Origin of the sequence: Veillonella sp. AF36-20BH (assembly GCF_003602765.1) — a bacterium.
Classification (GTDB): domain Bacteria; phylum Bacillota; class Negativicutes; order Veillonellales; family Veillonellaceae; genus Veillonella; species Veillonella hominis.
The window spans coordinates 77,968-90,812 of sequence record NZ_QTLR01000006.1; the positions used below are offsets into that span (position 1 = coordinate 77,968).

Here is a 12,845-nt window from a genome sequence, read left to right on the forward strand (position 1 = left end):
AAATCTTTCGTATAGCTATATATAATTTAGCACCTTATAACTTAAAGAAGGCAACTCATCACCATGATAGATTGCCTTCTTTTTTGATTTTTGTTAGTTTATTATTTTTGTTACTTTATATTGTTACTTTATTATTACTTCTTACCCTTTACAGCTCAATACAGTTTATTGCTTACTGTTTTTTGACAGATTATCTATACTATCTTTTGCCGTATCCATACTCCGCTTCAGATCCTTCATGGATTCTTTTATGTCCGGCGCTGTAAGGCCAGATTTGTCGATGTCTTTTGCAGAGTCAGAAGCACGTCTACTATTTTCCCTAGCTTGTTTCATATCATCTTTAATGCGAGTCATATTTTCATCAATTTCATCAAATGACTCATCATACAGAATGAAATTACTACCCCCGTGAGAAGTAATATTAAGCGGCCCCATCGTGAGCTGTCCATCATCGATACGCAGAGCATCCGTAGTGATAGTGGTGATTTTCGTATGTACGTTCACATCGCTAAAGGATAAATGCCGCCCTTTATTGTGAAAGTTTCCCGTAATGCTTTGAATCGGAATTAGCATATAGTGCCCTTCACCAGACCAGAAGTTACCCCATACCTCCATATCTCGAGGTTGGCCTTCACTTTTAAAGTTCAAATTTGCCGATACGGGCACGAGAAACTCAGGAGCCTTGAGGGCTACACTACTATCTAAATCCTTTGCTACGCCTGTAATCGTATAGGCTCGAGTGTCCAAATTATATACACCCTTAGCCTCCAATTTACCGCTGTATACATTGGCACTAACGTTTTCAAAATTCAAAATACCATCTTGGTACGTCACATCTCCTACTACATTCTCAAAAGTAAGTGCAGGAATCCGTAAAATAGGCATCGTCACACGACCTTTAGCAAAAGGACGGTTAAAATCGCCTGTTACCTTTGTAAGCAAGGTCATGGCATCATGAATATTCTCACCAAAGCCTAGTGATGATGGATCCACCCCTTTCACATCAAATTGTAGATCCAGTTGAGGCATGCGATGCTTTAAAACATCCTTTAAATCTACACGACCTTTTAATACGAGACCATCCCCTATGGCTGTACCACCAAATTTGCCCGTTTCCATATCGATACGAATGACCCTCTTACTATCAAGATCAATTTTTGAGTTTACATTCTTTATCACATAATGGCGGTTTCTATTAAAGACCTCTAACTGACTATTTCTAAGTGTAATCTTAAGATCTAAATGTTGACCTTGCCAATTAAAGTTACGTACTTTCTTACCTAGTTCCTCTTGCCGTTCTTGTGTGGTCTTTTTAGGTGCTTTCGGACGAGGCTCTACCTCATTAATTGGTTTATTTACATCTGGAGATATGGGCGCGAAATCTAACCTATTATTATCGTCCAAATCAATGACTATAACCGCATTATCTAATTCAATGCCTTTGATAGCAGAGGACTTAAAGTTACGTGTCACCACATCCCACATATTGACGCGGACTTTCCCGCTTGGTGCATTGAACAACTCATGTCCTTCTGGGTCCTTCCAAACAAGGCCTGTAAAAGTCAGAGTCCCCCACGGGGTAGCAGATAAACTTTCAACAGTAACCGTACCGCGCATCATAGTTTGTCGAGCCATAACCTCATTAAAAATAACGCCCATTCCACGACTAGCAATGGTTGCTAGTACAAAGACTATAATCGCTCCAATGGCAAGAAAGGCAGCAATGCCTTTTAGGCCTTTCTTATACAATTGTTTATATTTTGTCCAATAAGAACGTATATAATGTTTCATAGCCCTATTATAACATATTCAAATCACAATACCCATGTGGTGTTGCCTGTATCAATCATATTGACCATAAGAAACTCTTTTCCATACAAAAATCGCCTTGCTCACAGAAAACTCTGCATGCAAGGCGCCATTACCTAACTATTTTATAAAAAAGACAGCAAATTTATAGATTAAAAGTGCACCCACAAATGTGAGTGCACTTTATATATTGCAATAATCAATCTTATGCTTTTACTTCTTTACCATATTTTACAAGGCTTTCAGCTTCGATTTCAGCTTGAGTCCGATAATCTTGAGGAATATTGGACAAGCGAATCCAGCTGCGTACAGCTTCAATTAATACGATAAGGATCATGAGGAACATAGCCGCACTAAATACTACTAGAATCCATTTACCAGCTGGGATATAGCTGTTAAATACGTTTTCAAAATCTGCTGCAATAGCAACGATAGCCATTAAGATACAAGGAATACCTGTTACCCAAGCATAGCGTTTGCGGCCAAGTCTCATAATAACTGTAGTACCTACGGCCAATGTCATGGTACCTAATAATTGGTTTGATACGCCGAATAGAGGCCAGATAATACCGATATTACCTTGTAGAACTAGGTAGCCCCACAAGATACAAATTAAAGCAGCACAACCATACACACCAGGAGCCCAGTGTTGGTCGTTGAATTTAGGATGGAAATGACCTAATAATTCTTGAAGTAAGTAACGACCTACACGAGTACCAGCATCGATTAATGTCATGATGAACAATGCTTCGAACATGATACAGAAATGATACCAGTAACCCATCAAGTGATCCATGTTAGGCAATCTGGAGAAGATATGAGCCATACCTACTGCAAGGGATACGGCGCCACCAGGACGGTGCATCAAGTCTTCACCAACCATTGCAGACAATGCTGGCAATTCATGGACTTGAAGGCCTAAAGCTTTGAATGACTCAACTGTAGAGTTAATCGCAAAGTAATCATCTGGATGCAATGCAGTAGCAGCAATCAACGCCATCATAGCGATGAAGCCTTCTGTTAACATCGCACCATAACCGATAGGTAAGATTTCTCGTTCATTAGTAAGCATTTTAGGTGTTGTACCAGTAGCAATAACAGTATGGAAGCCAGATAACGCACCACATGCGATAGTAATGAAGATGTAAGGGAATACGGAACCTTTCAATACAGGACCGCCGCCCCAGATGTAAGGAGTTACAGCTGGCATTTGAATTTCAGGCATTACAATGATAATACCAAGTGCCAATGCGCCGATTGTACCGATTTTAAGGTATGTGGACAAATAGTCACGAGGAGCAAGTAACAACCATACTGGCAATGCAGCTGCGAAGAAACCATACACAGCAAGCATAATTTCAATGGTTTGCAAGTCGTATGTGAACCAAGATGCATATTCGCTAGCCGCTACATTTGGACCGTAGATGATAGCTGCGAAGATTAAGGCTACCCCAATAATAGTCGCCTCTTGGATTTTACCAGGACGCAACCATTTCAAATAAATACCAATAAAAATAGCGATTGGAATGGTAGCAAATACGGAGAAGAATCCCCAAGGAGAGTTATGCAATGCGTTAGCTACTACTACAGCCATACCAGCAAGGGTAATAATCAATAGGAATAAGGTAGCGAGCATAGCACCAAAACCAGCAAGTTTACTGATTTCTTCGCGAGCAATATCCGCAATCGATTTACCATCGTAACGAACGGAAGCAAACAAGATAACCATATCATGTACAGCACCGGCTAATACGGAACCAATTAGGATCCATAATGCCCCAGGCAAATACCCAAACTGTGCTGCGATAACAGGACCTACAAGTGGACCTGCACCAGCAATTGCTGCAAAGTGATGACCAAAGGTTACCCATTTGTTGGTTGGCACGTAATCGTGACCATCATTGTGAACCATGGCTGGCGTTGGACGATATTGATCCAATGTCAGTACCTTAGCCGCTATAAAAGCCCCATAAAAGCGGTACGCTAAAATTAGAATACACGCGGAGGCAATAACTAAGTAAATACCATTCATAACCATATAAACACCTCCAATAATCACGTGACATGGAGTATATGAATATTACTGATAAAACTTATGTATCGTATCCATGCCACAATGGCTTCCTAAAATGTTAGTACTTACAACATTATTGTATAACTAATCAACAAGGTGTCAATTATTAATTTCTCATTTTGAAAGTTAAGTATAACTATAAAGCATAATAACCGCATTCTCTACCTATGAGATGCCGTTATTATCCTAGATATATTGGTTACTGAATGACTTATTCCTATCTGTAATGAAAGATAGCTATATCCCTATTCTCCTGCTACTCTATAAGTTTTTGTAATAGTCCCAAATGTACGCAACAAATTTAGACCTACGACACCGCTTTTTTCAGGATGGAATTGCATTCCATATACTCTACCTCGTTCTACAATGCCAGGTACATCGATACCATAATTTGCAGTAGATGTGATATATTTAGGATCTGTATCCACATAATAGGAATGAACGAAATATGTATATTGATCATCTACATTGCTAAAAGCACTATGAGGCTGGTGTACTACATTTTTATTCCAACCCATATGAGGCACGCTAAGGCCAAGGTTGCGAGGAATTTCTTTTACCTTACCGAGAATAAGCCCTAAACCGGGCGTTGGGCCGTATTCTTCAGATTCTTCAAATAAAAGTTGCATGCCTAAACAAATACCTAATAAAGGTATATCCCGCTTTACTACCTCATAGATGACATCGACTAAACCACGCTCTTTTAGAACTGCCATCGCCGGTGCATATGCCCCTACACCTGGCAAGAGAACACCATCAGCATTTAATATAGTCGCCGAATCTGCCGTTAGCACTGTCTCAAGACCAATGTAAGCTAAGGCTTTCTGGACATTGAAGGTATTCCCTGCATCATAATCTATAATGGCAATCATAATAAACTCCATTCTATAGGGTAAAACACGATAAGATTAAACAAAACGTATTACGAATTGTACGTTATTCTGTACGAATTAATTCATGAAGTCTCTTAATATCTTGCGCATAACATCCCCATCTTGAGGCATGGGGATCGTAAGACGCAACCACCCTTCTCGTTGACCTCGGCGCACCTGGTAACCTGATTTAAGCCAAGCATCTGCAAGACCTTCCGCATCAGGCGCTGCAAAGAAAATAAAATTAGCCTCACTCTTATAGTAGTGAATACCTAGCTCATCAAAGAGGCTTTCCCATTTTGCCCGTTCCTCTGCATTTTGAGAGACCGTTCTCGCCACGAATTCTTGATCACGGAAAGCGGCTTCTGCAGCCACTTGAGATAAGGTATTCAAATTATACGGTAATCGAATGGTTTGCATATAATTTGCCAATTCTAAAGGTGTCATCATGTAGCCTACACGGTAGTTGGCAAGGCCATAGGCCTTCGAGAAGGTACGCATAATTGCCACATTAGGAAATTCATCCAATAGCGCACGTGATGTAGGAACTGCTACGGAGGTAACAAAATCGATATACGCCTCGTCTATGATGACCAAGGTTTCCTTTGGTACAGCTGCTACAAATTTGCGAATATCTTCAACAGACTCATAGGTGCCTGTTGGGTTATTAGGATTACAAATCCACACGAGGCATGTCGTTTCATCTACAGCTTTCACGAGAGCAGAAAAATCATACTGTCCCGTTTCAAAATTAGCTGGCACCTCGCGGATTTCAGCACCTTCCACGAGGCCATTCAAAGCATATTCCGAGAAGGCTGGCACGCTTACTACGATGGAGTCACCAGCGGTAATCAATGTTTTATTGACCATGGCGATGACCTCATCGAGACCTACGCCGATGACGAGTTGCTCAGGTTGTACCTGCCAGTAGTCAGCGAGTTTCATACGCAAATCGGAGGCGTTGCCATCCGGATAGTAGTTGGCATCATTATGAGTTACATAGCTAAGGATAGCCTCCCGTACCAATGGCGATGTGCCGTATGGATTTTCATTCGCCGACAAGCGCACCAATCGGTCTACACCAAGGCGCTCTTTCACCGCTTCAGCTGGCTCCTCAGGTATATAAGGTTTCAATGTGCGAATTATCTCTTTCATAGGCTATCCTTTCTATCTATTCCTTAACGCATATAACTCATATAACACATAAAAAACACATATGAACTCCACCAGAGCTCATATGTCTGAGCTCATAATAGGATATACATTATAAATTTGTAATTTTTGGGCGATCCGTAGTCTTGCTAACAACCCCTTCACGGCTCGCAAGCTCTGCTTCAATGGCTTCGTATGGAATATTTTTCTCTACTAATAACACAAGCAAGTGATATAACACGTCTGCCGTTTCGTAAATCAGTTCCTGTGGATCTTCATTTTTTGCGGCGATTACTACCTCTGTAGCCTCTTCACCAACTTTTTTCAAGATTTTATCGAGTCCTTTGTCGAATAAATAATTCGTATAAGAACCTTCCTTTGGCTGTACCTTACGGTTTTTAATAATTTCGTATAATTCGTTAAGTGTTTGCTGTGCCATATTTAACTCCGTTCTACTTCATTAAAAAAACAGCTTGTACGCCCTGTGTGACAGGCAGGACCTTCAGGCTTAACTTGTATGAGCAAGGTGTCGCCATCACAATCGAGAGCCATGCTCAATACATGCTGCACATTGCCACTGGTACCACCCTTATGCCATAGTTCTTGACGAGACCGAGACCAAAACCACGTTTCCCTTGTTTCTAGTGTCTTGTGAAAGCTTTCTTCGTTCATCCACGCCACCATGAGAACGTCCTTAGTCTCCGCATCTTGCACAACCGTTGGCAGTAAGCCATTTCCTTTTTCAAAATCTGGTTTCATATTCTATCCTTTATTAAAAATAATCACCAATCTGTTATCCTATATTAGCTTGTATCTCCATCTACTGCTATTGCTATTTCTATTTTCTGTTTATCTATAAACAAACTATTTAACTAACGCTGAACATATAGACTAGCAGAGAGTTTACGAGAGATAGTAGTTTTTTAGATCTATTTTAGCGTACTGTAATTCCGTGAGCTTGTAGTTCTTGCTTGAGTTCAGGAATTTTAACTTCCCCAAAGTGGAATATAGATGCTGCCAGTGCACCGGTAACACCTGTCTTTTCAAAGAGGTCTACAAAATCCTCAACCTTACCCGCACCTCCAGATGCGATGATAGGTACATTTACGACAGACTCTATGGCCTTATATAGTTCAATATCAAAGCCGGATTTTGTGCCATCTTTGTCCATACTCGTCACTAGCAACTCTCCTGCACCACGAGCTACGGCCTCTTTAGCCCAGTCTAGAGCTTTCCACTCTGTACGCTTGCGACCTCCGTGAGTATAGGCATACCATTCGCCAGTTTCGTCATCGGTTTTCACGTCGATGGCTACTACCATACATTGATTGCCAAACTTTTGAGCCCCTTCTGTGATGAGCTCAGGATTAGCGAGAGCCGCGGAATTCAAAGATACCTTGTCCGCACCAGCTTTCAATAAAGCCGTCATATTTTCAATACTCTTGATACCACCACCCACGGTGAGTGGCATAAATACTTGTGTGGAGATTTCTTGTACCACATCGCGCATAGTGGTCCGCGCATCAACGGTGGCCGTAATGTCTAAAAATACGAGCTCATCAGCTTGTTGCTGCTCATAGGAGGCCGCAATGTCTACTGGACTGCCTACGTCTACGAGATTAACAAAGTTAACCCCTTTTTTTACCCGCCCATCATCTACATCTAGGCAGGGAATAATCCGTTTCGCTAACATAAAGTTCCTTTCCATCGAGTGTCACTCAATATATTCCATTGGTTACAGCCAATAATTAATTTGATAGCATCACAGTCATTTCTATTATTTCTGCTGATTGTACTCGGCGATTTCCTCTAGCGTAATTGTGCCCTCGTACAGAGCCTTACCAACGATGCTATCCATAACACCTTTTTGTTCAAGGGATTTAACATCCCCTAGATTACGAACACCCCCAGAAGCAACGATGCGTGCTGTAGGGAATTCTTTTTGCAAATTTCCAAGTAACTCTTCATTGGCGCCCTGCATCGTACCGTCTCGGTCTACATCGGTAACGATAAAATACTTTGCCCCACCTTCAACCATGGCACCGATTAAATCGGTCATCGGCACGTCCGATTGGTCGAGCCAACCTTCAGCGGCGACCTTGCCATTTTTTCCATCTACACCGATAACGATGCACTCCGCACCGTATTCAGCGATAACCTGCTTTGTAAGTTCCGGATTTTTAAGCGCTACAGATCCTAAGATAACCCGATCTACGCCCAAACTCAAATAGAGGTCAACAGCCTCTTTATCTCGGATGCCGCCTCCGATTTCAAGGATACCTGTGAAAGCTGCACGCACTGCTTTTACAATGTCTACATTTACAGGCTTGCCCGCCTTGGCACCATCTAAATCGACGAGATGCAAGGCTCCAACCTTAGCTGCTTCATATTGTTTCGCTTGGTCTACTGGATCAGGGTTGATGACCGTTTCCTGTGCGAAATCGCCTTTATACAGGCGAACACTGCGCCCCTCTTGTAAATCTATAGCTGGAAAAATCATACATTCTCCTTTATTAAATAACTCCCTTTGTAGAGTTAACTCCTTGGATATCCGGATTGATAGTAACTGCTTTGCGCAATGCACGACCCGTTGCCTTAAACATACTTTCAATAATGTGATGTGTATTGCGACCATACAAATTGCGCACATGTAAGTTCATAGCAGCGCTCATCGCAAGAGCTTGGAAGAAGTCCTCCACCAGCTCTGTTTCAAAGTTGCCACCTAAAACCGGCGTACTCCATTCCCCTTGGAAAACGAGGTACGGGCGACCACTCAAATCGATGACAACTTGCGTCAATGCTTCATCCATAGGGACCCAAGCATCGCCATAGCGCTCGATACCAGCCTTATCGCCAAGGGCTTTCACCAAGGCCTGCCCTAAGGCAAGTCCAACGTCCTCAACTGTATGATGAGCGTCCACATATGTATCTCCCTTTGCCTCTACCACAAGGCCAAAACGGCCGTGCTTCGCCAATAGCGTCAACATGTGGTCAAAGAAGCCTATTCCGGTCGAGATGGAGCTTGTTTGTGCCCCATCAAGGGTAATTTCTACTGTAATATCTGTTTCTTGAGTGGTGCGTTGCACCGTGCCTGTGCGTATCATAACGACCTCTATACTTCAAATCTATTTTTATAATCTATATTTATAATCTATATTTTCACTGTATATTTTAAATACACATATAAATATAGATGCCAAATCTATTTTCTAATATTTTTTATAAGCTATTTTTCAAATCGTACTTCGATGGCACGAGCATGCGCTTCGAGACCTTCCGTACGAGCCAATGTAGTAATGTGTTTTGCCACTTCTTCTAAACGTTCTTTTGTAAATTGTGTGAAAGATGTACGTTTCACGAAATCATATACGCCTAACGGAGACGAGAATCGCGCCGTACCACTAGTAGGCAATACGTGGTTTGTACCACCTACATAATCGCCCAACGGCTCAGACGCATAAGCGCCAAGGAATACAGAGCCTGCATTTTGAACGAGGCTCATATAGTTCATTGGATCCGGCAATTGGATTTCCAAATGCTCTGGCGCCACTTCGTTCATCACCGTGAACATGTCTTCAATGCTGTCCATAATAGCAATGTAACTGTTGTTTTCAATAGCTGGACGAGCGATGCTTTCACGAGGTAACAATTTAAGTTGACGTTCCACCTCATCGGATACGACATTTGCTAAGCTTTCACTGGTAGTCACCATAATGGCGCGCGCACGAGGGTCATGTTCCGCTTGGGATAAGAGATCTGCTGCGAGATGCACTGGATTTGCACTGTCATCGGCGATAACGCCAATTTCACTTGGGCCCGCAATCATGTCGATATCAACTTGGCCAAATACTTGACGTTTCGCCGTTGCCACATAAATATTGCCAGGACCTACGATTTTATCTACCTTTGGAATCGTTTCCGTACCATAAGCAAGGGCCGCCACACCTTGAGCACCGCCCACTTGATATACCGCATCAACGCCAGCAAGCTTTGCAGCACCTAATACGGCAGGATTAATGCCATCCTTTTGAGGAGGCGTAACCATGATGATTTCTTTTACACCTGCAATCTTTGCGGGCAAAGCAGTCATGATAATGGTTGAAGGATACGCAGCCGTACCTCCAGGAACGTAGAGACCAACGCGAGCCAAGGGAATAACCTTTTGACCGCGGATGATGCCTGGTGTGTCCATGTCCACAAAGCCCTGCTCGATTTCACGGCTGTGGAATTCTGTAATATTAGTCTTTGCCTTTAATAATGCGGCTTTCAAATCATCAGATAAAGACTCATAAGCTGCATCGATTTCCTCTTGAGGCACCTTGAATTCTTCGATGGAAACACCATCAAATTTTTCAGAATATGCTTTGAGCGCCGCATCACCGTTAGTGCGGACCTCAGCGATGATATCGTACACGCGGCGTTCAATCTCCATATCTGTAGTTTGCTGTGTGTAATCCCGTACGATGGCAAGCATCGCATCTAATGACTCCTTATATATTTTCATCTGTCATCCTTCTTCCTATTTGAGCTATCCGTATTGCTAGTTAAATATATGATTCACTTTATACCTTACTTATCAATTTTTATTAATTGCTTCTGAAAGCTGGTCTATGAGCTTAAAAATGGTATTTCTCTTTTGTTTTAATGCTAATGGATTTGCTACTAAGCGTGTAGATATGGGCTGTAACCAATCGAAGATTTCTAGATTGTTTTCACGCAAAGTGGTACCCGTTTCCGTAATATCTACGATAGCATCTGCTAGTCCTACAAGTGGGGCCAGCTCAACAGAGCCTTCAATCTTGATGATTTCCACATCTTGAGCTCCAAAGTACTGTTTTGTAATGGTTGGATATTTCGTACCAATTCGTTGGCGGCGACCTTCTTTAGGATCATAGCCCGCTAATGACGCCAAGATGAATTGGCATTTACCCGTTTGTAAATCTAGCATTTCATAGCTTGTATCATCTTGTTCGTCTAGTACATCACTGCCAACAATACCGAGGTCTACAACGCCATTCTTTAAATATGTTGTTACATCAGGGCCTTTAGCTAAGATAACCTCAATAGTATCCCCCAATGGGATGATGAGCTTACGCGCCTTATTATGTAATGGCTCGCAATCAACGCCACATGCTTCTAGGAGTGGAATAAAATCCTTTTCTACGCGCCCCTTCGTAAGAGCGATGCGTAATGTATCGTTATCTTGATCTTTGCTTTCACCGTGCAAGGTAACATCAGTCAAGACGTCGATATTAAAAGCCATCCCTACTGCCGGCATCGGCGTACCATCAAAGCTAGATAGCAAGCCATCATAGCGACCGCCGCTGACGATGTATTGAGACACGCCGTCCACATAGCCTCTAAAAGTAAGGCCTGTGTAATAGGATTGAAGCGGTTCCGTAGATACATCGATGCGAACCTGTTGCCCCGTTGCTTCCACTTGATTTGCCATATCTACAAGATTATCTAAAATGCGCTGTGCCGCTGCAGGCAAGATAATTTGATTAAGCTCATCCTTTATATCTTGAACCGTACCAAACAAGCGAGGCCATACATTTAAGAAAGGATATAGCGCACTATTTTTAAAGTCAGAAATCAACTCGTTATATCGTGGCAAATATTTAGTGAATAACGCCTCTAAGAGCTCCGTTTTTTCATCATCGCTGAGTCCTAGAGCATCGGTAATAGCACGAGAAAAACGAGCATCCCCAATTTCGAGCAACAAATGATTACCCAACTGAGCTTCGTTCACCTCTTTAATAATCTTGAAGCACTCTTGCTCAGCCTCAAGCCCTTCGTAGCCTACCATCTCGATGCCACCTTGCGTCACTTGGTTCACATCGCCGCGGTGCTTTTTATTTTTCATAAACACATCGCCCAAGTAGTAGAACGTGCGAGGCAATTCAATATTGGTAGTCGCCAAAAAACGACCGATTGGCATCGTCAAATCAGGACGAATTACGACGGACTCATCAGAACTATCCATGAATTCGTACATATGTTGACCGCGCCCCATTGCATAGCCATTGAATACATCTTTGTACTCTACGAGAGGCGTAGAGATCTTTGTGTATTGACGATTTCGACAAAGACCGAGTACATATTGACTCACATCATCCTTGCGCTCTGCTACGATCCCTATATCATCACGGAACCCCGTAGGTAATTGCTGCTGTACCATCGTAAACATCCTTTCTATCATTTCGTCTTATTAGTTCTCTTGTCTATGAAAGCATCATATAACTAGTATTAAATGCGTTATATAAATCTTCTATTTACTATGAGAAAAATTCTACCTATATCGATACTTTTCTATTTTATCGCTTTATCTAGCTAAAGTATGAAACTATAATATAACGGTTCTATAGAATTGTCAATAGAACCGTTATGATTTCACATTATTAATATAAAGACACTACGCCTATGGCTTACATCCTTTTATAAGTATAGTTAAATACATATAATTAAGGATTAATTTTGACTTTGTAACGATAGATATATAGACCTATCAACTTCATCTAAGTCTTCCATCTTATACTTCGTTTTACTTTCATCAAAATGATAATACTTCCGAACATGATCCAATAAAGCTTTGGACTCTTGGTTTTGTTTGGAGAAGAATAGAATACAATTCATATTATTATCAAAGACAATCATATTATCCTTACATAATAAGTATAGATACGAGCTGCCAGCCTTATCTTTCTCTACAAAGGCATCAAAGAAATAAGGAAATTTAGAGTTAGAGAAACTAGTATCAGATACAATAAATTGGCTACCCAATTTGCTAATATAAATTTCATTCTTAGGCCCAAACTCTAAAACTACACTACGGCCAACCAGCTCATCTGATGATGGTTCATGATAAAACATAAAAGCTATAAAAGCTGTTATTAAAGTAATCAAAATAATAAACCCAAACCAAAACTTTCTCATCA

The 12,845-nt window shown here is 41.6% G+C and carries 12 protein-coding genes; all 12 read right to left on the reverse strand.

Features of this window, described 5'->3' with window-relative positions; translation table 11 throughout:
* Positions 1-165: 165 nt before the first annotated feature.
* The 12 genes from DW000_RS07635 to DW000_RS07690 all read right to left on the reverse strand — a co-directional run bounded on the left by DW000_RS07635 (position 166) and on the right by DW000_RS07690 (position 12,843).
* The gene (locus tag DW000_RS07635; protein ID WP_120055862.1) at positions 166-1,791 is read right to left on the reverse strand and encodes a membrane biogenesis protein AsmA; all 1,626 of its coding nucleotides are present in this window, start codon (positions 1,789-1,791) and stop codon (positions 166-168) included.
* 223 nt (positions 1,792-2,014) lie between these two features.
* The gene (locus tag DW000_RS07640) at positions 2,015-3,847 is read right to left on the reverse strand and encodes a carbon starvation protein A (protein ID WP_120055864.1); all 1,833 of its coding nucleotides are present in this window, start codon (positions 3,845-3,847) and stop codon (positions 2,015-2,017) included.
* 281 nt (positions 3,848-4,128) lie between these two features.
* A complete protein-coding gene (hisH, locus tag DW000_RS07645) occupies positions 4,129-4,755 on the reverse strand; it encodes an imidazole glycerol phosphate synthase subunit HisH (protein ID WP_120055866.1) in 627 nt (208 codons plus the stop codon).
* A 78-nt stretch (positions 4,756-4,833) separates the two neighbouring features.
* Positions 4,834-5,910 carry a histidinol-phosphate transaminase gene (gene hisC / locus DW000_RS07650; RefSeq protein ID WP_120055868.1) on the reverse strand — a complete coding sequence of 359 codons (1,077 nt, stop codon included), beginning with the start codon at positions 5,908-5,910 and terminating at the stop codon, positions 4,834-4,836.
* Between the two features lie 109 nt (positions 5,911-6,019).
* Positions 6,020-6,346, reverse strand: a complete 327-nt coding sequence (gene hisE / locus DW000_RS07655; RefSeq protein ID WP_120055870.1) for a phosphoribosyl-ATP diphosphatase — start codon at positions 6,344-6,346, stop codon at positions 6,020-6,022.
* Between the two features lie 2 nt (positions 6,347-6,348).
* Positions 6,349-6,666 (reverse strand): phosphoribosyl-AMP cyclohydrolase, encoded by a 318-nt coding sequence (gene hisI, locus DW000_RS07660; protein ID WP_120055872.1) that lies wholly within the window; start codon positions 6,664-6,666, stop codon positions 6,349-6,351.
* Between the two features lie 175 nt (positions 6,667-6,841).
* Positions 6,842-7,600 (reverse strand): imidazole glycerol phosphate synthase subunit HisF, encoded by a 759-nt coding sequence (gene hisF, locus DW000_RS07665; protein WP_120055874.1) that lies wholly within the window; start codon positions 7,598-7,600, stop codon positions 6,842-6,844.
* An 84-nt stretch (positions 7,601-7,684) separates the two neighbouring features.
* Positions 7,685-8,407, reverse strand: coding sequence for a 1-(5-phosphoribosyl)-5-[(5-phosphoribosylamino)methylideneamino]imidazole-4-carboxamide isomerase (hisA, locus tag DW000_RS07670; protein ID WP_120055876.1), 723 nt, complete (start codon positions 8,405-8,407; stop codon positions 7,685-7,687).
* Between the two features lie 13 nt (positions 8,408-8,420).
* The gene (gene hisB, locus DW000_RS07675; protein WP_120055878.1) at positions 8,421-9,011 is read right to left on the reverse strand and encodes an imidazoleglycerol-phosphate dehydratase HisB; all 591 of its coding nucleotides are present in this window, start codon (positions 9,009-9,011) and stop codon (positions 8,421-8,423) included.
* Positions 9,012-9,133: 122 nt separating this feature from the next.
* Positions 9,134-10,411 (reverse strand): histidinol dehydrogenase, encoded by a 1,278-nt coding sequence (hisD, locus tag DW000_RS07680; protein WP_120055880.1) that lies wholly within the window; start codon positions 10,409-10,411, stop codon positions 9,134-9,136.
* A 72-nt stretch (positions 10,412-10,483) separates the two neighbouring features.
* Positions 10,484-12,088 (reverse strand): ATP phosphoribosyltransferase, encoded by a 1,605-nt coding sequence (hisG, locus tag DW000_RS07685; protein ID WP_120055882.1) that lies wholly within the window; start codon positions 12,086-12,088, stop codon positions 10,484-10,486.
* Positions 12,089-12,378: 290 nt separating this feature from the next.
* Entirely contained in the window at positions 12,379-12,843 is a 465-nt protein-coding gene (locus DW000_RS07690; RefSeq protein WP_118091114.1) for a hypothetical protein, read from the reverse strand.
* Positions 12,844-12,845: the final 2 nt, after the last annotated feature.

Coding starts and splice junctions, on each gene's coding strand:
- hisI (WP_120055872.1), bottom strand. CDS start 6,666: ATGAAACCAGATTTTGAAAAAGGAAATGGCTTACTGCCAACGGTTGTG.
- hisD (WP_120055880.1), bottom strand. CDS start 10,411: ATGAAAATATATAAGGAGTCATTAGATGCGATGCTTGCCATCGTACGG.
- DW000_RS07640 (WP_120055864.1), bottom strand. CDS start 3,847: ATGGTTATGAATGGTATTTACTTAGTTATTGCCTCCGCGTGTATTCTA.
- hisA (WP_120055876.1), bottom strand. CDS start 8,407: ATGATTTTTCCAGCTATAGATTTACAAGAGGGGCGCAGTGTTCGCCTG.
- hisG (WP_120055882.1), bottom strand. CDS start 12,088: ATGGTACAGCAGCAATTACCTACGGGGTTCCGTGATGATATAGGGATC.
- hisC (WP_120055868.1), bottom strand. CDS start 5,910: ATGAAAGAGATAATTCGCACATTGAAACCTTATATACCTGAGGAGCCA.
- DW000_RS07690 (WP_118091114.1), bottom strand. CDS start 12,843: ATGAGAAAGTTTTGGTTTGGGTTTATTATTTTGATTACTTTAATAACA.
- hisH (WP_120055866.1), bottom strand. CDS start 4,755: ATGATTGCCATTATAGATTATGATGCAGGGAATACCTTCAATGTCCAG.
- hisB (WP_120055878.1), bottom strand. CDS start 9,011: ATGATACGCACAGGCACGGTGCAACGCACCACTCAAGAAACAGATATT.
- hisE (WP_120055870.1), bottom strand. CDS start 6,346: ATGGCACAGCAAACACTTAACGAATTATACGAAATTATTAAAAACCGT.
- DW000_RS07635 (WP_120055862.1), bottom strand. CDS start 1,791: ATGAAACATTATATACGTTCTTATTGGACAAAATATAAACAATTGTAT.
- hisF (WP_120055874.1), bottom strand. CDS start 7,600: ATGTTAGCGAAACGGATTATTCCCTGCCTAGATGTAGATGATGGGCGG.